General features: G+C 71.7%; 19 protein-coding genes. 8 read left to right on the forward strand and 11 right to left on the reverse strand.

Annotation, left to right across the window (positions count from 1 at the left end; translation table 11 throughout):
• Positions 1 to 103: 103 nt before the first annotated feature.
• The gene (locus ACIPSE_RS29010; RefSeq protein WP_401667958.1) at positions 104 to 1261 is read right to left on the reverse strand and encodes an FAD-dependent oxidoreductase; all 1158 of its coding nucleotides are present in this window, start codon (positions 1259 to 1261) and stop codon (positions 104 to 106) included.
• Between the two features lie 178 nt (positions 1262 to 1439).
• Between ACIPSE_RS29010 and ACIPSE_RS29015 the strand changes: the two genes are divergently transcribed.
• Positions 1440 to 2123 (forward strand): TetR/AcrR family transcriptional regulator, encoded by a 684-nt coding sequence (locus tag ACIPSE_RS29015; RefSeq protein WP_401667960.1) that lies wholly within the window; start codon positions 1440 to 1442, stop codon positions 2121 to 2123.
• A 68-nt stretch (positions 2124 to 2191) separates the two neighbouring features.
• Here ACIPSE_RS29015 and gap read toward each other — a convergent pair whose 3' ends face one another.
• The 3 genes from gap to ACIPSE_RS29030 form a co-directional block, all read right to left on the reverse strand.
• The gene (gene gap / locus ACIPSE_RS29020; protein WP_401667962.1) at positions 2192 to 3190 is read right to left on the reverse strand and encodes a type I glyceraldehyde-3-phosphate dehydrogenase; all 999 of its coding nucleotides are present in this window, start codon (positions 3188 to 3190) and stop codon (positions 2192 to 2194) included.
• Positions 3191 to 3388: 198 nt separating this feature from the next.
• Positions 3389 to 4345 (reverse strand): GlxA family transcriptional regulator, encoded by a 957-nt coding sequence (locus tag ACIPSE_RS29025; protein WP_401667965.1) that lies wholly within the window; start codon positions 4343 to 4345, stop codon positions 3389 to 3391.
• Positions 4346 to 4406: 61 nt separating this feature from the next.
• On the reverse strand, positions 4407 to 4970 hold the full coding sequence (locus ACIPSE_RS29030; RefSeq protein ID WP_401667968.1) for a dihydrofolate reductase family protein: 564 nt from the start codon (positions 4968 to 4970) through the stop codon (positions 4407 to 4409).
• Between the two features lie 166 nt (positions 4971 to 5136).
• Here ACIPSE_RS29030 and ACIPSE_RS29035 point away from each other — a divergent pair, with 166 nt between their 5' ends.
• The 3 genes from ACIPSE_RS29035 (at position 5137) to ACIPSE_RS29045 (ending at position 6408) form a co-directional block, all read left to right on the forward strand.
• A complete protein-coding gene (locus ACIPSE_RS29035; protein ID WP_401667971.1) occupies positions 5137 to 5376 on the forward strand; it encodes a hypothetical protein in 240 nt (79 codons plus the stop codon).
• Positions 5376 to 5753, forward strand: a complete 378-nt coding sequence (locus tag ACIPSE_RS29040; RefSeq protein ID WP_401667973.1) for a toxin Doc — start codon at positions 5376 to 5378, stop codon at positions 5751 to 5753. Before ACIPSE_RS29035 ends, ACIPSE_RS29040 begins: the two co-directional genes overlap by 1 nt.
• A gap of 280 nt (positions 5754 to 6033) precedes the next feature.
• On the forward strand, positions 6034 to 6408 hold the full coding sequence (locus ACIPSE_RS29045) for a VOC family protein (protein WP_401668295.1): 375 nt from the start codon (positions 6034 to 6036) through the stop codon (positions 6406 to 6408).
• Positions 6409 to 6421: 13 nt separating this feature from the next.
• Here the strand turns inward: ACIPSE_RS29045 and ACIPSE_RS29050 are convergent, their stop codons facing one another.
• From ACIPSE_RS29050 to ACIPSE_RS29060, 3 genes are all read right to left on the reverse strand, one after another.
• Positions 6422 to 7405, reverse strand: a complete 984-nt coding sequence (locus ACIPSE_RS29050; RefSeq protein WP_401667976.1) for a DMT family transporter — start codon at positions 7403 to 7405, stop codon at positions 6422 to 6424.
• Complete coding sequence (locus ACIPSE_RS29055; RefSeq protein WP_401667978.1) at positions 7402 to 8013, reverse strand: TetR/AcrR family transcriptional regulator; 612 nt, start codon at positions 8011 to 8013, stop codon at positions 7402 to 7404. The genes ACIPSE_RS29050 and ACIPSE_RS29055 overlap by 4 nt, the downstream gene beginning before the upstream one ends.
• 65 nt (positions 8014 to 8078) lie before the next feature.
• Complete coding sequence (locus ACIPSE_RS29060) at positions 8079 to 9056, reverse strand: endonuclease/exonuclease/phosphatase family protein (protein ID WP_401667981.1); 978 nt, start codon at positions 9054 to 9056, stop codon at positions 8079 to 8081.
• Positions 9057 to 9461: 405 nt separating this feature from the next.
• Here ACIPSE_RS29060 and ACIPSE_RS29065 point away from each other — a divergent pair, with 405 nt between their 5' ends.
• The 3 genes from ACIPSE_RS29065 to ACIPSE_RS29075 all read left to right on the forward strand — a co-directional run bounded on the left by ACIPSE_RS29065 (position 9462) and on the right by ACIPSE_RS29075 (position 13425).
• Positions 9462 to 10877, forward strand: coding sequence for a family 2B encapsulin nanocompartment shell protein (locus ACIPSE_RS29065; protein ID WP_401667984.1), 1416 nt, complete (start codon positions 9462 to 9464; stop codon positions 10875 to 10877).
• A gap of 79 nt (positions 10878 to 10956) precedes the next feature.
• Complete coding sequence (locus ACIPSE_RS29070) at positions 10957 to 12534, forward strand: family 2 encapsulin nanocompartment cargo protein terpene cyclase (protein WP_401667986.1); 1578 nt, start codon at positions 10957 to 10959, stop codon at positions 12532 to 12534.
• A gap of 15 nt (positions 12535 to 12549) precedes the next feature.
• Positions 12550 to 13425, forward strand: a complete 876-nt coding sequence (locus tag ACIPSE_RS29075; protein ID WP_401667989.1) for a geranyl diphosphate 2-C-methyltransferase — start codon at positions 12550 to 12552, stop codon at positions 13423 to 13425.
• Positions 13426 to 13501: 76 nt separating this feature from the next.
• Here ACIPSE_RS29075 and ACIPSE_RS29080 read toward each other — a convergent pair whose 3' ends face one another.
• From ACIPSE_RS29080 to ACIPSE_RS29095, 4 genes are all read right to left on the reverse strand, one after another.
• Entirely contained in the window at positions 13502 to 14035 is a 534-nt protein-coding gene (locus ACIPSE_RS29080) for a GNAT family N-acetyltransferase (RefSeq protein WP_401667992.1), read from the reverse strand.
• A gap of 81 nt (positions 14036 to 14116) precedes the next feature.
• Positions 14117 to 16141 carry a CDP-glycerol glycerophosphotransferase family protein gene (locus ACIPSE_RS29085; RefSeq protein ID WP_401667995.1) on the reverse strand — a complete coding sequence of 675 codons (2025 nt, stop codon included), beginning with the start codon at positions 16139 to 16141 and terminating at the stop codon, positions 14117 to 14119.
• A gap of 125 nt (positions 16142 to 16266) precedes the next feature.
• Positions 16267 to 16701, reverse strand: a complete 435-nt coding sequence (locus ACIPSE_RS29090) for a hypothetical protein (protein ID WP_401667998.1) — start codon at positions 16699 to 16701, stop codon at positions 16267 to 16269.
• 76 nt (positions 16702 to 16777) lie between these two features.
• Positions 16778 to 17833, reverse strand: a complete 1056-nt coding sequence (locus tag ACIPSE_RS29095; protein WP_401668000.1) for a PucR family transcriptional regulator — start codon at positions 17831 to 17833, stop codon at positions 16778 to 16780.
• 224 nt (positions 17834 to 18057) lie between these two features.
• Here ACIPSE_RS29095 and ACIPSE_RS29100 point away from each other — a divergent pair, with 224 nt between their 5' ends.
• A complete protein-coding gene (locus ACIPSE_RS29100) occupies positions 18058 to 18567 on the forward strand; it encodes a hypothetical protein (RefSeq protein WP_401668002.1) in 510 nt (169 codons plus the stop codon).
• Positions 18568 to 18583 lie beyond the last annotated feature (16 nt).

Below are 18583 nucleotides of genomic sequence, written 5' to 3' on the forward strand. Positions count from 1 at the left end.
GGAAAGTGCCTGTCCCTCACGGTCTCCCCCAGTTCGACAGCCGCACTCGTGGACGGGTGGCGCGGCATGGAGACCCTACACTCCGGCCCTCCGGCCAGGGGTTCTAGGCCGGCGAGCCCGTCGCCGCAACTTCCCTGGCGAAGTCGGGGAGTTCGGTGGACAGCAGGCCCTCGGCGCCGTTGTCGAGGAGGTGCTGCATCCGGGCGGAGCGGGGCAGCATCGACGTCTCGTACGCGAGGAGGGCGTCGCCGACGGTGTCGTTGCCGACGAGGGCGAGGGCGAGTTCGCAGGCGTCGAGCAGGGCGAGGTTGACGCCGACGCCGAGGGGCGGCATGAGGTGGGCGGCGTCTCCCAGGAGGGTGACCGTCGGGTTGTGCTCCCAGGTGTGCGGGACCGGGAGGGCGTGCAGGGGGCGGTCCACGTAAGGGCCGTCGTTGTCGGTGAGCAGGCGGCGCAGGCTCGGTGACCAGTGGGCGTAGCGGTTCAGGAGGAGGGCGCGGATGCCGTCGGTGTCCGTGCCGGTCAGACCGGCGGCGGCGATCCAGTCGGCGGGGACGCGCTGGACGATGTAGACGCGGACATGTCCACCGCTGTTGCGCTGGGCGAACAGGCCCCGGTCGCCGTCGGTCGCCGCGGCGCTGCCCTGACCGACGAGGGCCGCGATCTCCGGGTGCCTGACGTCGACGTCGTCGAACCGGGCTTCGAGGAAGCTGACGCCGGTGTACCGCGGGACGGCGTCCGAGAGGGCGCGGCGGACCTTCGACCAGGCTCCGTCGGCGCCGATGACGAGGTCGGCCTCGACGACGGAGCCGTCGGCGAAGTGCAGTCGCCGGGGTCCGGCGGCCGGACCCTCGACGGAGCGGAGGGTCCGGCCCCAGCGCACGGTGCCGGGTTCGAGGGAGTTCAGGAGGAGGTCGCGCAGTTGGCTGCGGTCGATCTCCGGCTTGAAGAGCTCGCCTTCGGCGGGGGTGTGGTGGAAGCGGGACGCGCCGGTCGGGGCCAGCAGCCGCATCTCCTGCCCCTCGGGGCGCGCGAGCCGGAGGAACTCGTCGAGGAGTCCGGCTTCGCGCAGGGCGATCTGGCCGTTGTCCTCGTGCAGATCGAGGGTGCCGCCCTGGTTGCGGACGTGCGGGCCGGCCTCCTGGTCGTGGACGGTGACGGCGATGCCGTACCGCTGAAGGACGCGGGCGCAGGTCAGGCCGCCGGGACCGGCACCGATGACGGCGATGCGCGGGGTGGGGGTGTGCTCGGACGTGGGCATGGCTGATCACTCCTTTGGAGCGGGAGGGAGTGGGCGAGAGAAGGGCGAAGGTCGCCGGGCTGCGCCTCGCGGCCGGCGCACTGTGTCTCGCGGCGACCGTTCCAGAAAAACACAACGACCCAATAAGTGCAACAGCTCAACTTTTGTAGCCGGGCAACCGAGCGGGTAGAGTCGCGGCATGACCGCCCCAGAGACCGACGCCGAGACCGACCCCGACAGCGAGACCGCCGGCGAGACGGCCGCCGGGTCCGGCACCCCGTCCGCGCCGATCGGCCGCCGTGAGCGGAAGAAGGCCGCCACCCGCCAGGCCATCGCGGACGCCGCGCTGCGCCTGTTCCTCGAACGGGGCTACGACGACGTCGGCATCCGGGAGATCGCGGACGCCGCCGACGTCTCCACCACGACCCTGTTCAAGCACTTCCCGGTCAAGGAGGCCCTCGTCCTCGACGAGGACGTGGAGCAGGAGGCGCGGCTCCTCGCCGTCGTCCGCGAACGTCCCGCGGGGCAGTCCGTCCCCGCCGCGCTGCGCGAGCACACGGTGCGCCACCGGCTCGCCGCCAAGGAGGGCGACGCCCGCTTCGCCGCCTTCGTGGACCTGGTCGACAGGACCCCGGCCCTGCGTGACTACGCGCAGGCCATGTGGCTGCGCCACACCGCGGCCCTGGCCTCGGCCATCGCCGAGGACGCCGGACTGCCCGCGGACGACCCCGCCTGCGTCGCCCTGGCCCACTTCGCCCTTGAGGCCCCGCGCGCCGTGCACGGCCAGGCCGACCGCGCCGCGGCCGTCACGCGCGCGTTCGACCTCCTGGAGAGGGGCTGGACAGACGTGGCCGGGGGGACGACAGACGACAGCGACGGGTGATGCCCGGCCGCTGAGGCCGGGCATCACCCGTCGCAAGTGGATCCGCCGCCGGGAACCCGGCGGTGCTGTCAGCGGCCGGCCAGCAGCTCCAGCGTGTCGATCACACGGTTCGAGAAGCCCCACTCGTTGTCGTACCAGGCGACGACCTTGACGTGACGGCCGTCCACGCGGGTGAGGGCGGAGTCGAAGATCGACGAAGCCGGGTTGCCGACGATGTCGGACGACACGAGCGCGTCCTCCGAGTACTCCAGAACGCCTGCCAGCGGACCCTCGGCCGCGGTGCGGTACGCCGCCAGCACCTCGTCGACGGTCACGTCACGGGCGACGGTCGTGTTGAGCTCGACGATCGAGCCCACCGGGACCGGCACGCGGATCGAGTCGCCGGACAGCTTGCCCTCGAGGTTGGGCAGCACCAGGCCGATCGCCTTGGCGGCGCCGGTCGTGGTCGGGACGATGTTGACGCCGGCGGCACGGGCGCGACGCGGGTCGCGGTGCGGGCCGTCCTGGAGGTTCTGCTCCTGCGTGTAGGCGTGCACCGTCGTCATGAACCCGTGCTCGATGCCCGCGAGTTCGTCGAGGACGGCGGCCAGCGGGGCGAGCGCGTTGGTGGTGCAGGAGGCGTTGGAGACGACCGTGTGCACGTCCGCGTCGTACGCGTCGGTGTTGACGCCGTAGGCGAGCGTGACGTCGGCGCCGTCCGACGGGGCGCTGACGAGGACCTTCTTCGCACCCGCGTCGAGGTGGGCGCGGGCGGCCTTCGCCGAGGTGAAGCGGCCTGTGGCCTCCAGCACGATGTCGACGCCGAGTTCGGCCCACGGCAGCTGCGCGGGTTCGCGCTCGGCCAGCACCTTGATCCGGCGGCCGTCGACGACGAGGGTGTCCCCGTCCACGGTCACCGGGCGCCCCAGCCGGCCGGCCGTGCTGTCGAAGGCGAGCAGCTTGGCGAGGGCTGCGGGCTCGGTGAGGTCGTTGACGGCGACGACCTCCAGGGCGCTGTCGCGCTCCAGCAGTGCGCGCAGCACATTGCGTCCGATGCGGCCGAATCCGTTGATGGCGATGCGAGTCATGAGTGGTGTCCCTTCCCTTCGCCACCAGGGTCGCTCGCCGCGCGCGCCACTGACAGTGGCGGCATCGCCATGGTTCGAAAGGATCTCGCCATGGCGTCGGAAGCGGGTCGTGCACCCGGGTGGGCGCCGGTCGTCCGCCCAGGTGGGCGCGGGTGGTCCGCCCAGGTGGGCGCCGCTCCTCGCCCGGCAGGACGCCCGTCACTCGCCCCGGGTGAAGGTGCGCCGGTACTCGCTGGGGGTGGTGCCGAGGATGCGCTGGAAGTGCAGGCGCAGGTTGGCGCCGGTGCCGAGTCCGACGTCCGCCGCGATCTGCTCGACACCGCGCTCGGACCGTTCGAGCAGCTCGCGGGCGAGGTCGATACGCGCGCGCATCACCCACTGCATGGGCGTGTAGCCGGTCTCCTCGACGAAGCGGCGGGAGAACGTGCGTGCCGAGACGCCCGCCTGCCGCGCCAGTATGTCGAGGGTGAGGGGGTCGCCGAGCCGGTGCAGCGCCCACCCCCGGGTGGCGGAGAAGCGCTCGCCCTGCGGTTCGGGCACGCTGTGCGGCACGTACTGGGCCTGGCCCCCGCTGCGGTAGGGGGCCGCGACCAGGCGCCGGGCGGCGTGGTTGGAGGCGGCGACGCCGAGGTCGCCGCGCAGGATGTGCAGGCACAGGTCGATGCCGGAGGCCGCGCCGGCGGAGGTGAGCACACTGCCCTCGTCGACGAACAGGACGTTCTCGTCGACGTTGACGAGCGGGTGCCTGGCCATGAGCGCCCGCGTGTAGTGCCAGTGCGTCGTCGCGCGTCTGCCGTCGAGCAGCCCTGTCGCGGCGAGCGCGAAGGCGCCCGTGGAGATGGCCGCCAGGCGCGCGCCCCGGCCGTGGGCGGCGATCAGCGCGTCGATGACCTCCCGCGGCGGGTCGTCCCGGTCCGGGAAGCGGTAGCCGGGCACGAACACGATGTCCGCCCACTCCAGCGCGTCGAGGCCGTGGGCGACGTAGTACGCGAGACCGTCGCCGCCCGTCACCAGCCCGGGTGTCGCCCCGCACACCCGCACCTCGTACGGCATGCTCGCGCGGGTCGTGAACACCTGCGCGGGGATGCCGACATCGAGCGGCTTCGCCCCTTCGAGCACGAGGACGGCGACGCGATGCTGGCGGGAGGCGGACACAGCACGAGGTTACGCGGCAGCCGCCACCCGCCTGAAAACCCCGGCAGAAGCCGTGCCCCGCCTAGCGCTCCACGCGGTGGCGGAGGTGGACGACCCCGGAGTCGAAGGTGCGGGTCTCGACGAGCTTCAGGTTGACGTGACGCTCGTTCCGGGCGAAGAACGGGATGCCGCCGCCGACCAGCACGGGGTAGACCATGACCCGGTACTCGTCGATGAGGTCGGCCGCCGCCGCTTGGGCGGCGAGCGTCGCGCCGCCGATGGCGATCTGGCCGTCCCCCGGCTCGGCCCGCAGCCGCTCGATCTCCGCCATCACGTCCCCGGAGGCGAGACGGGCGTTGCCCCGCACGGTCGACAGCGTCTTGGAGAACACCACCTTGGGAAGCGGATTCCACAGCGCGGTCCATTCGAGTTCCGCTTCGCCGAGCGTCTCGTCCTCGGCGGCGGTCTCCCAGTAGAGCATCGTCTCGTACAGGCGCCGGCCCAGCAGATGGACGTCGACGCCCCGGATGTCGTCGATCCAGAAGCGGAAGACCTCCGGGTCGGGGTCCGTCCAGTTGAAGCCGCCGTCGGGCCCGACGATGTAGCCGTCGAGCGAGATGTTCATCGAATAGGTCACGGTGCGCATCGCAGGTCCTCCTCGGTGCGGGGTTCGACAGTACGACCGTCGGACGGCGCGGAACTCATCGCCACTCGCGGGACTCGCCGCCCCGGCCCCGCCGGGCGGAGTGCCCCCGCGCCCGCCGTCACCCAGCCTCTCGCATGCGCGGCACCAAGTAGGTACCATCTCCGTCATGCCCTCCCTGAACGTGTCTTTCACCGACGAGGAACTCGAAGGTGTCCGCGCGGCAGCAGCCGCCGAAGGCAAGAGCCTCAAGCTGTACCTGCACGACCTCGGGGTCCGTGAGATGCACCGGCGCCGGTTCGTCTCGGGCGCCGGCGCGTGGGCCGAGCGGCTGCGCGACGAGTTCGACGAGGCCTTCCCCGACGAGGTGCCGCCGTCCGAGCGCCCGGGCGGGGTCACGGCCGCCTGATGCACCTGTACATCGACGTCTCCTGGCTGCTCGACGTCCAGGAGGCCGCTCTCGGCACGGACGACATGTCGGTCGCGGACTACTCGGCCCTGGTCTCCGCCGTCGCCCGGCACAAGACCAAGCTGCCGACCCTGGAAGCGGCCGACCCGGACGCGGCCTGGCGGGCGGCGGCGCTGATGCACACCATCGTGCGCCTGGAGCCGCTCCCCCACCGCAACAGCCTGTTCGCCGCCTTCGTCGCCGCCCAGTACATGGACCAGTCCGGTGAGGGCATCGACCCCCCGTACGGCGCCCTCTCGGACCTCATCCGCAAGATCCGCGACTCCCGGCTCCGGATACCGGCCGTCGCCGATCAGCTGCGCGGCTGGCGGCTCTGACCACCGGCCCACCGCCCCGGCCGGGCCCCGCGTGGGGCGATCGCCCGCCAACTTCCCACGCCCGCAATCCTGTTGTCCCCGCCCACCCGATCACGTAAGGTCCCGGACGTGAACACCGGACCGGCTTGCAGCCACGCACGGATCGGCGACCCGGTGGTGCGCTGAGCGCACCGCGGGTGCGTGTCAGGCACCCCCGTTCGACACGAGGACCTCCCAGGACTCTCCTCAGCTCCACTCCCTGAGTCCCTCTCCCGTGTCGAACACCAGCGAGGCCATCCCTATGAGCGTGTCGTTCAACCACACCATCATCGCCGCCAAGGACCGCACCGAATCGGCTCGTTTCTTCTGCGAGTTGCTCGAACTGTCGGAAGCACCGTCCTGGGGCCCCTTCACCAACATCCAGCTCCCCGACGGCGTACTGCTCCAGTTCGCCGAGCCGCCGGTGGAGATCCAGATGCAGCACTACGCGTTCCTGATCGACGACGAGCTGTTCGATCGCGCGTACCAGCGGCTCCGTGACGGCGCGGTCGAGCACTGGGCCGATCCGCAGATGAAGAAGCCGGGCGAGATCAACCACGGTCACGGCGGCCGGGGTGTGTACTTCAAGGACCCCGCCGGTCACGCGATCGAGCTGTTGACCCGCCCGTACTTGTAGGGCCCACCCCCGGTCACCGGGTCGGCTGCGGGTCCGCCATGGCGGCTGCCTCGCCGTCCTGCGCCGCGGCGACCCTGGCGCGGCGGCCCGCACCACCGGCAGGTGCGGTCAGGACGCCGAGGCAGCCGACGACCAGGGCGATGCCGATCCAGCCCGGCGCGGGCAGCCGCTCGCCCACGACCAGGACGGCGAGCACGGCGGCGACGGCGGGTTCCAGCAGGGACAGCGTCGTCGCGGTGCTCGCCGGGACGTGGGCGAGACCCCAGCCGAACAGGACGTAGCCGAGGAACATCGGGACGAGGGCCATGTAGAGGCCGACGCCCGCGTTGGACCAGGAGTCGAGCAGCGGGCCGCCGGTCACGAGCAGCACCGGCATCAGCAGCAGCCCGCCGATGCCGAACACGGCGCCCATCGCGGCGCCGGAGCCGACACCGCCGCTGATGAGACGGTGAGCGGCCCAGGAGTACAGGGCGTAGGTGAGCCCGGCGACCAGTCCGAGCGCGACGCCGAGCACCGTCTCCCCCGCCGAGCCCGCCCCCGTACCGCTGGAGGCGCGGGCGGCTTCGGCCGCGCACAGCAGGACCGTCCCGGCGAGTCCGAGTGCGGCGCCTGACATCCAGCGGCGGGTGAGCCCGCGGCCGTCGACGACCCGCTCGACGAGCGCGGAGGCGAGCGGGGCCGAGCCGATCGAGACCACGGTGCCGGTGGCGACCCCGGCCAGATGCATGGAGCTGTAGAACGCGAGCGGATAGGCACCCACCGCGAGCGCCCCGAGCAGGACGGTCCCGCGTCGCACGCGCAGCGCGGGTGCCTCGCGGCGGATGCGCGGGGCGGCGACAAGGGCCTGGAGCAGTCCGCCGAGCCCCATGGCGACGGCGCCGATCGCGAGGGGGCCCACGGCGGGGGCGAAGGTGGCGGCGGTGCCCGTGGTGCCCCACAGCACCGAGGCCAGCAGGACACAGACCGAGCCGGTCAGGGTTCCGGCGGGCCGTGTCACAGCCGGTCCAGGAGGTCGGCCGCCATCGTGCGCGCATGCGCGACCCGGGTGTCCGAGCCTTCGAGACCGGCGCGGGCGATCGACCCCTCCAGCAGGAACGACAGGTGTTCCGCCGTCGCGCGCACCCGTTCCGGCTCGTCCGGCAGGAGTTCCTCCAGGTGCCCGGCGAGCAGCGCCTCGACCTCCTCCTTGTGCCGGCGCACCACATGGCGCCCTTCGTCCCCGACGGGCAGCTCGGCGGCGGCGTTGAGCAGTCCGCAGCCCCGGAAGCCGTGCTCGTAGGCGAAGTTGGCGTGGTCGGCGTACGCGTCGAAGACGGCGAGTACGCCGCCGCGCGCGTCCTGGCCGGCCGCCGCCAGGCGCTGCCGGTAGAGGTCCAGCCATTCCTCGTGCCGTGCGTCGAGGTAGGCCAGGACCAGGTCCGCCTTGGAGTCGAAGTTGTTGTACAGGCTCATCTTCGCCACCCCCGCCTCGGCGGTGATCGCGTCGATGCCGGTGGCCGACACACCGTCCGCGTAGAAGCGGCGGGCCGCCGCGGCGAGCAGCCGCTCGCGGGCGGCCCCCCGGCGCCTGCGGGGCTCCGGGGGAGCCGCCTCAGTCTCCGTCATGACACCCTTCCCTTAATTAGGTAGACCAGTCTACCTAATCAGCGAGAGTGCTCCGAGAGGGCGGTCTACGCGGGCGGGGCCGTGAACTCCACCCACATCGGATAGTGGTCGGAGAGGTGGAAGGACAGGTCACCGAGGGTGGCGCGGCCCTTGAGCGCGGGCACGAAGTCGACGTGGCCGCCGGCACCGGCCTGGAGGGTCAGCACCGGGCGCTGCTTCTGGCCCTGGGTGAACCAGGCGATCTGGTCGTAGAAGTGCTCGGCGCCCGGGTCGTCGAAGATCGTCCGGGGCAGTCCGGCCAACTGCGGGGCGGGGACGAGGCCGGTCGAGGTGAACGCCTCGAAGAGGGGGTCGCCGACACGGTCGATGTTGAAGTCGCCGAGGGCGATCAGGTTGTGGTCCCAGCCGAACTCCTGCTCCGCCCAGTCCGCCAGCCACCGGGCGATGGCCCGCAGCTCCGGGACCCGGTCGGCCGCCGAGCCGCCGAACCTGACGTGCAGGGTGACGAGGGTGAAGGTCTGCTTCTGCCACAGGAAGCTCACCGCGTAGGGAGTGCGGGCGAACTGGCGGTCCAGCTCCCCCTTCCCCAGTTCGGCGCCCTTCTCCAGGGGAACGACGAATTCACAGGCCAGGCCCGACGGCTTGACGCGGCGGGTGTCGAACAGGAACGCGAGCCGCTCGGGGTTCTGGTCCTCGCCCCTGGTGACGTCGGTGAGGATGAACGCCCAGTGCTCGCCGAGGAGTTTCATCAGGTGGCGCAGCGCCCGCAGATCGCCGCGCACCTCCTGCACCGCCACCACGTCGAACCGCCGGATCACGGCGGCGATCAGGTGCAGGTCGGTGAAGTTCCGCTTGGGGGAGGCACCTTCGGGGGTCGTCCAGTCCTTGGTCAGGCCGCCGAAGGCCCGCAGGTTCCACGTGGCGACGCGCAGCTTCCGCGCGGTCTTCCTGGGCGGGACGAAGGCGTCGAGCGCCTCCTCCCAGCGAGCGACCCGGTCGGCGATCCGCTGCGGCGGCGCCAGCACATCGATGTCCCTCGGCACGATCCGGCCTCCTTGACGACGCGATGGACACGCGACGGGTGACGCGGCAGGAGACGCGTCCGACAACGCGTCGAGCCTCGAAGACGCGGGCACCCAGCGGCAAGCCACTGTTGCGGTGACGTGCGCGATCGGCCACCGCTGGCCGGTTTTCGATCAATGGTCCGATAAACCGGATTCGAATGATTGTCACCGCTTCGAAGTAAGCATCCCGCTTCTCCACGAAACCCGCCCCGACCGGCCCTTACGGTCCTGTGGGTAGACGGATCAGCCACATCGTCACCCTTTGCCCAGTAATTCCAGTTCAGCGCGTTTCAGTTCGGTTCGGTTCAGTTCAGTACTTCCTGTCTCGCGGTCGCGCACCCGTGTGCGTCGGCCGCCCCGTCACGCAAGGAGCAGCTCACTCCGATGACCGTGGACAGCAGCCCGGAAACCCAGGCCGCACCAGCCGTGCCGCAGCAGTCCCTGAGCACTGCCGCCGCCCGGAACCTCGCCACCACCACCAAGTCCGCCCCGCAGATGCAGGAGATCACCTCCCGCTGGTTGCTGCGGATGCTCCCCTGGGTCGAGACCAAGGGTGGCGCCTACCGGGTCAACCGGCGGCTGAGCCATACCGTCGGCGACGGGCGCATCGAGTTCGTGCAGGACGGCGCCTCGGTCCGGGTGATCCCCCGTGAACTCGGCGAACTGGCCCTGCTGCGGGGCTTCGAGGACGTGGACGTCCTGACCGCGCTCGCCGACCGCTGCGCCCAGCGCGACTTCAGCGCCGGTGAGGTGCTGGTCGGGCGCGGCACCCAGGCGGACCGGATCCACATGATCGCCCATGGGCGGGTCAGCCAGTCCGGTGAGGGCAAGTACGGCGGAGAGATCGCCATCGGGGTCCTCGCGGACGGCGACCACTTCGCCGAGAACGCCCTGCTGGACGGCGACGCGCTGCACGACTACACGGTGACCGCCGAGACCTCCGGGACCCTTCTCACGCTCGCCCGCGCCGACTTCGAGGCCGTCCGCGACACGGCGCCCAGTCTCCAGGCGCACCTGGAGGAGTTCAGATCGGTCAGCCGGCAGCGGCAGAACAAGCACGGCGAGGCCGAGATCGCCATGTCCGCCGGTCACGTCGGTGAGGCCGACCTGCCGGGCACGTTCGTCGACTACGAGGCCAGGCCGCGCGAGTACGAACTCTCCGTCGCGCAGACCATCCTGCGCATCCACTCCCGGGTCGCGGACCTGTACAACGGGCCGATGAACCAGACGGAGGAGCAACTCCGTCTGACCATCGAGGCGTTGCGGGAGCGCCAGGAGCACGAGCTCATCAACAACCGTGACTTCGGGCTGCTGCACAACGCCGACTTCAAGCAGCGCATCCAGCCGCACTCCGGCCGCCCCACGCCGGACGACATGGACGACCTGCTCTGCCGCCGCCGGGGCACCAAGCTCTTCCTGGCCCACCCGCGGACGATCGCCGCGATCGGGCGCGGCTTCAACGCCTACGGCCTCTACCCCGACCACGTCGACCTCGGCGGGCAGTCCGTGCCGGCCTGGCGCGGGGTGCCGATCCTGCCGTGCAACAAGATCCCGATCAGCAAGGAGCAGACCAGCTCCATCATCGCGATGCGCACCGGCGAGGAGAACCAGGGCGTCATCGGTCTGTGGCAGACCGGGCTGCCGGACGAGGTGGAGCCGGGGCTCTCCGCGCGGTTCATGGGCATCAACGAGCAGGCGGTCATCTCCTATCTCGTCAGCACGTACTACTCCGCCGCCGTCCTCGTGCCGGACGCGCTCGGCGTGATGGAGAACGTGCAGATCGCCCGCGAACGGGACTGAGCGCGTCACGCGTGGACCGGGGGCCCTGCCCCCTCCACGCGGCCCACGCCCTCCTCCCCACCGCAGCAAGGAGTCATAGATGCCCGATCCCGGGCCCCTTGGTTCATCCGTGCCCGAGCAGCGGCGGCCTGGGACGCCGGCCGCCGGACCGGACGTGCTCACGCCCGACGCCGTCGTACCGGATGTGCCCGTGCCGGTCGCTTCCGGTCTCCCGCTCGCCACGGCCGTCCTGGGCCTCTCGGCCGCCCTGCATCCTCCGATCACGGTGAGGGCGCCGTCCGCTCCCCCGGCCGAGGTCGTGGCCTCGCCACCGATGCCGCCGATGCCACCGGCGCCGCCCGCATCGGCCGCCGAGCCCGCCCTCCAGCGGGCCCTGAGCGGTCCGAGCGGCCTCGGCACCGCCTCGCTGTCCCTGGTGGGCGCGGCGCCTCCGTCGATCGCAACGCCACCGGCCGCGCCACCGCTCCCGCCGACGCCCGCACCCACACCCACACCCACACCCACACCCACACCCACCGAGCCCTTTCACGCGGAACCCGTCCACACGGAGCTCGTGGGCGAAACCGTCCTGCAGCGAACCCTGGGCGGGCCCACCGGTCTGGGCACGTCCTCCCTCTCGCTGACCCGGGTTCCCGCGACTCCCCCGCTCTCGCCGCCGGCGGTGCTCCCGCCCGCCGAGGGACGGGCCGTGCCCGGCCTCTACCACCACCCCGTTCCCGAGCCGGACCCGGCGCGGGTGGAGGAGGTGAGCCGCCGGATCAAGGCCTGGGCCGAGGACGAGGTGCAGCTCTACCCGGAGGAGTGGGAGGGCGAGTTCGACGGGTTCTACGTCGGCCGGTACATGGTCGGCTGTCATCCCGACGCGCCCAGCGTCGACCATCTGATGCTGGCCACCCGGCTGATGGTCGCGGAGAACGCCCTCGACGACTGCTACTGCGAGGACCACGGCGGCTCCCCCGTCGGTCTCGGCGGGCGGCTGCTCCTCGCGCACACCGCGCTCGACCCTCTGCACACCACCCCGGAGTACACCCCGGCGTGGGAGGAGTCGCTCGGATCGGACTCGCCGAGACGCGCGTACCGCAGCGCGATGGACTACTTCGTCCGTGCGGCGACGCCCTCCCAGTGCGACCGCTACCGGCACGACATGGCCCGGCTGCACCTGGGGTATCTGGCCGAGGCCGCCTGGTCGGAGACGGATCACGTCCCGGAGGTGTGGGAGTACCTGGCGATGCGCCAGTTCAACAACTTCCGCCCCTGTCCCACGATCACCGACACCGTCGGCGGCTACGAACTCCCGGCGGACCTCCACGCGCGCCCCGAGATGCAGCGGGTCATCGCGCTCGCCGGCAACGCGACGACCATCGTCAACGACCTGTACTCGTACACCAAGGAACTCGCCAGTCCCGGCAGGCATCTGAATCTGCCCGTGGTGATCGCCGAGCGCGAGCGGCTCTCCGAGCGGGACGCGTATCTCAAGGCGGTCGAGGTCCACAACGAGCTCATGCACGCCTTCGAGGCGGCGGCGGCCGACCTCGCCGCGGCCTGTCCCGTGCCGGCGGTGCCGCGCTTCCTCAAGGGCGTGGCCGCCTGGGTCGACGGCAACCACGACTGGCACCGCACCAACACCTACCGCTACACCCTGCCCGACTTCTGGTAAGGAACGGACATCTCTGTGACCACGGAAATCAGCCCCACCGTCTCCGCGACGATCCCGGCCCCGGCGAGCCCCTACCAGGAGGACATCGCCCGCTACTGGAACAACGAGGCGCGGCCGGTGAACCTGCGCCTCGGCGACGTGGACGGGCTCTACCACCACCACTACGGGATCGGCGCCGTCAACCACGCCGCGCTCGGCGACCCGGAGCACAGCGAGTACGAGAAGAAGCTGATCGCCGAGCTGCACCGGCTGGAGTCCGCCCAGGCCGAGTACCTGCTGAGCCACCTCGGTCCCGTGACGGCCGACGACACCCTCGTCGACGCCGGCTGCGGGCGCGGCGGGTCCATGGTGATGGCCCACCAGCGGTTCGGCTGCAAGGTCGAGGGCGTCACCCTGTCCGCCACCCAGGCCGACTTCGGCAACCGGCGGGCGCGGGAGCTGCGCGTCCAGGACCACGTGCGCTCGCAGGTGTGCAACATGCTCGACACGCCGTTCGAGAAGGGCAGCGTCACGGCGTCGTGGAACAACGAGTCGACGATGTACGTCGACCTGCACGACCTGATGGCCGAGCACTCCCGCTTCCTGAAGGTGGGCGGCCGGTACGTGACGATCACCGGCTGCTGGAACCCGCGCTACGGCCAGCCCTCGAAGTGGGTCTCGCAGATCAACGCGCACTTCGAGTGCAACATCCACTCCCGCCGTGAGTACCTGCGGGCGATGGCGGACAACCGGCTGGTGCCGCAGGCGGTGATCGACCTGACGCCCGACACGCTTCCGTACTGGGAGCTGCGGGCCACGTCGTCCCTGGTGACGGGGATCGAGGAGGCGTTCATCGAGTCGTACCGGGACGGGTCCTTCCAGTACGTGCTGATCGCGGCCGACCGCGTCTGACCCGGTCAAGGCGGCCTTGAGCGGCCGGGGGCCCTGGCGTGCGCGCCAGGGCCCCCGGTTCGCGTTCACGGCACCGTCAGGTCCGCTTCCAGTCCTGGGCCAGGAGTCCGAGCAGCACCTCGTCGAGGAACTCGCCCATCACCCAGGCCGCGGAGCGCAGGACGCCCTCGCGGACGAAGCCGTTGCGTTCGGCGGAGCGCAGCATCGCGGTGTTGTCGGCCAGGGTCTCGATCTGGAGCCGGTGCAGACCGTGGACGACGAAGCCGTAGTGGCACAGCACGGCGACGACGTCCGTGCCGTAGCCCTTGCCGCGGGCCTGCTTCAGCAGTCCGAGGCCGATGTGCGCGGTGCGGTTGTGGGTGTCGATGCCCCACAGCACGGCGCTGCCGATCAGCGTGCCGCCGTCCAGTTCCACCACGGAGAACGGGACGTTCGTGTCCTGGTCGTCGTCGACGTGGTACGGCGCGTTCTTCGAGCCGTGCACGATGGGCCGCCATGGCCTGCCCTGGGCTCGCGAGTGGTTGACCACGTCGTCGTGGAGCTCGGCCTGGAGGATCGGGATGTCGTCCTCGTGGCGGGCCCTGAGCCCGACCTTCGTACCCGTCAGCATGCGTTCGTCCTATCCGACGGGTCCGGTGGGCGGCAAACGAATTAGTGATCATCCGTTCGAAGGGGACCGCCCACCGGAGGCTCATCCGACGAGGTCGGTCGGGCGCAGGAACGCCCGGTCCTCGGCGAGTTCGGCGGCACCCTTCTCGGCGAGGACGTTGACCGCGGTGTTGAACCGTTCCATGGAGGTGGGGCGGTCGGGGCCGAGGACGTACTCCTTGAGGACGCGGCGGTCCGCGGCCATCGGGTCGTCGCCCGGTTCGCGCACCGAGCGCAGGATGGCCGGGAGGCGGGCGCAGTCCCGGTCCAGGAGGTGGGCGCCGCCGGCGGTGGTGTAGGCGGCCCGGAACTCGTCGTCGGGGAGATCGTGGGCGTTGGTGAGGACGTACGGCTTGAGGCTGGCGACGAAGTCGGCGACGACGGAGGAGACGTCGCTGATGAGGACGTCCGCCTGGTTGAAGCACTCGTACAGGGTCGGCAGCTGTTCGACGATCACCTGGTGCCGCTCGGTGCCGTGGCTGTCCCAGTGCAGCCGGTGCCACTCGGCGCGCAGGGCGTGCCATTCGGCCGCGTCGTCGTGTGCGGGCAGGCGGGCGTCGCGGGTCTGCTGGGTGTCGTCGCCGGTGTCCCGTCCGGCCAGGTCGTCGAGGCGGGCGCGGATCTCCGTGAGGCGGGGCCGGACGGCCGCGGCGGCGGCCTGCGCGCGGGCGGCCTCGCGGTGCTCGTTGTCGGCGTGCAGGAGTGCGCGGATGGCCCGGTCCGCCTCGGCCGCCTCCTCGGAGCGCTTTCCAGTGAGCGGGTGCGGCTTGTAGAGGACGCGTACGTCGTCGGCGAGGAGCTTCTCGATCAGCCGGACGCCCATCGGGATCAGGGAGGTGTGGCAGTCGTCGTCGCTCCATCCCTCCCAGGTGGGGGCGTACATGACGACGGGGCGGGGGCCCGGGGCGCGGTCTCCGTGGAGCTGGATGGGCGCCAGTTGCGGACGTCCCACCTCGACGATCGCCGCGTCGCTGATGGCGTGGCGGACCCGGCGGTAGCGGTCGCGGCCGGCGCGTCCGGCGACCCAGATCTCGTCGTAGACCTTGCTGACGCGGTTGCTGCTGGCCAGTTTGTCGCTGTCGCCGTGGCCGATGAAGACGTGCTTGGCCTCGGCGACGCGGAGCATGTGGACGTTCTTGCCGGCGTTGCCGGGGTAGAGGACGACCCGGACGCCGGTCAGGTCGAGTTCGGCGAGGTCGTCGGCCTTGGGCACGCACAGCACGGGGAGCCGGGTGCGGCTCAGGTGCCGGAACGACGCCCGCTCGCGCAGGATGATCACCGGGCGGCGGTCGAGCTGCTCCAGCGTCTCGATCCACATGTTGACCTGGTACATGAAGTCCCGGGAGACCGAGGCGAAGCTGAAGTAGAGGGCCACCTCGGGCCGGTGTTCGGCGAGCCGCCGGTTGACCTCGGCGAACACGTCCTCGCGCGGGGGCATCCGCCGCGTCCGCAGGTACTGCCCGAGCAGCGCGAGCACGGCGAGGGCGGTGACGCCGAGGGTCAGCGCGAACCCGCCGTACGCCCACCGCCGGTCGCCGCTCACCACGGCGAGCAGGAGCCCGGCGTGCGCGGCGAGGTCCAGGTGCAGGAGCTTGCGCAGGGAACGCCGGAACAGGAGGGCGGGCGGCTGCCTCGGCAGGCCCAGCGCGCTCATGTCGAGGTTGCGCACCACCAGCGGGAGCACCCGGCGGCGCCGGATCGCGTGGTGCAGCGCGGTGTGCAGCATGACCAGGGCGAAGTGCGCGCTGAAGACGGCGAGGCCGGCCACCAGCAGGATGTCCGGCGCGCCCGTGCGCTCGGCCAGGGCGAGCAGCATCACCGTGCGGACGGCGAATCGCAGGGTGCGGTCGAGCTGGAGGGCGGCGAGCCTGCGGACGAACCCGGGCGCGCGGGCGTGCAGCGCCTCGTCGGCCACGTAGCTCACCAGCGACGCCACCGCGAAGCCCCCCGGCGACGGCAGCAGCGCGAAGACCGGCAGCGCGGTGAAACCGGCGGCCAGCAGGACGACGAGGAGCAGATCGGCCGTGTTGCGTACGCGCAGTACGCCGCACAGCCGACGGAACGACATGGACAAGGTTCCCCCCACGGGAATGTGCACGGCTGACGCCGTTGGTCGCCCGTTCGACGGGGGTGGGGGGTGCAAAGTTGCGCACCTCGGGAGCGCAACTTATTCAGCTTTCGTTCGTCTTCTGTTCACTCGGCGGGGAGGTCGGTGTCGAACGGTCCGGCGACACCCGTGGTGATCCGGCGGTAGGCGACCCGGGCGTGATGCACGCGGGCCATCGCGGTGCCGAGCAGGGCGGCGGCGCACAGGCAGGTGAGCCAGAACGTGTCGCGGTGCGCGGCCCAGGTGAGGGTGCCCGCGGGCGGGATCGCGAAGCCGTTGAGGAACAGCCAGCACAGCACGGCGGTGCCGGGCGCCGCCGTGAAGCGGGCGGGCAGCCCCAGCAGGGCGGCCAGCAGGGACAGGGCGACGAGGGCGGGACCGGGACGGTCCGGGCCTATGAAGGCGGTGTGCAGGGCCACCAGGGTCAGGGCACCGCCGAAGGCGACGGCCCACACCCAGGGGGTGGCGACGGGACGGGGAACGGGCTTTGCCTCGGCGCTGAGGGACGCCCACTCGATCATGGTGTCGGTTCCTTCCGCTGGGGTGACGCGGGGGTACGGCGCGGTCGCGAGGTCCGCCGGGCCCCGGACCGCCGCCTCACAGGGGCCTGGTGGGCCAGTTGAGCAGGCGGGCGCCGATGACGGCAGTCTGCAGGGTGTAACGCTGTGCGGGATCGGCGGGGTTGGCACCGGTCAGCGTGTGGATGCGATCCAGCCGGTAGGTGAGGGCCCGCACGCTCAGGTTCAGCCGGCGGGCCGTCTCGGCGGCCACGCACCCGGTGTCGAAGTAGGCGGCCAGGGTGGCGAGCAGGGGCTGGGCACCGCCGCGCGCCTGTTCCAGAGGGCTGAGCGTGCTGCGCACGAGGTCCACCAGGGCCTGTCGGTCACGGGCCAGGACGGGGAAGACGAGCAGGTCGACCGCGTGCAGCACCGGATCGTCGTAGCCCATCCGCTGGGCCACGTCGAGTGCGTTCAGGGCCTCCTCGTAGCTGTGGCCGATGCCGACGACGCCCTCCCTGGGGCGGCCGATCGCGACCTGGCCGCCGTCGGTCGCGGCGTGGGCGCGCTTGGCGAAGTGGGTGAGGACGTCGCTCTGGTCGCCGGGCGCGATGCACACCATCCGCCCGTCCTTGGTGGTGAACAGGATTCTGCGGTTCTCGAAACGGCCGAAAAGCGCCTCCTCGACCTGGCGCGGGACCGGGTCCGTCTCGTCGTACTTGACGGGCCCCTCGGCGACGGCCACGGCGTGCAGCCGCGACAGGCGCAGCCCGAACCGTTCGGCGCGGGCGGCCAGATGACCGGAGTCGCCGCCACCGTGGAGCACGTCGTCGATGAACTCGCGCCGGGCGGCCTCCTCCTGCCGGATGACGAGCCGCTGGGCGCGTTCGTAGCCGTCGGCGAAGGCGTCCAGGGCCTGCGCGATGACGGACAGGACGCTGTCGGGGTCGGCCCCCGAGGGCCGGGCGGCCCGGCCGACCGCCAGGTGCTCGCGCACCAGCACCCGCCAGCCGTGTCCGGACGCCGCCGCCCTGGCCCCCAGCTCACGGCGGGAGTCGAGTTCGTCCCGGGTGAGGCGGCGGCCTGTGGAGGAGGCGTCCGCGAGTATCTCGGCGTAACCGTCGAGGTACTGGTCCGGTCTCTCGTCCGCGGTCATGTCCGTCTCCCACCTGTCTCGGACCCTCACCTGTACGTGCTCGGCACGCGCCCCGTCCAACCGGCGACCTGCGCCGACCGCGCGGGCGGTCCCTCGGCCGACTGCCGCAGCCCCGCATCAGGAACGCGTAAAGATTGCCGGAATCCGGCAATGAACACGTCGCGCCCTCTGTGTGAAGATCTTGCCAGGCCAGACCGGCGACGGGGCGAGAGGGGGCGGTACGCATGAGCTGGTTCCTCGGACTCGGCATCACGGGGGTCGTACTGCTCGTCCTGTCGCTGGTCTTCGAGGGGGTGCTGGAGGGGCTGCTGGACGGGGCCCTGGACGGCGCTCTCGACGGGGTGCTGTCGTTGCCGGTCGTCGCCGGGTTCCTGGCGATGACCGGCTTCGGCGGCGCCATCGCCCTCGGCACCACGGGCATGGCCCCGGTGGCGGCCACCGGCGTCGGCGTGCTCGCCGGGTCGGGGACGGCCTGGCTGACGTACCGGTTCAGCCGCGCCCTCATGCGCGACCAGACGGCCGCGACACCCACCGGTGACGACCTCGTGGGCACCACGGGGAACGTCGTGACCGCCATCCCCTCCGGGGGCTTCGGCGAGGTCCTGCTCCACCTCGCGGGCCAACGGGTCAAGTTCGCGGCGCGCAGCGCCGAACCGGTGCCACGGGGCGCGGAGGTCTGGGTGGAGTCGTCACCGACGGCGACCTCGGTCGTCGTCCGCCCGGTGGACCGCTGACCCGGCCCGCTTCTTC

Source organism: Streptomyces sp. NPDC090106, from assembly GCF_044747265.1.
GTDB lineage: Bacteria > Actinomycetota > Actinomycetes > Streptomycetales > Streptomycetaceae > Streptomyces.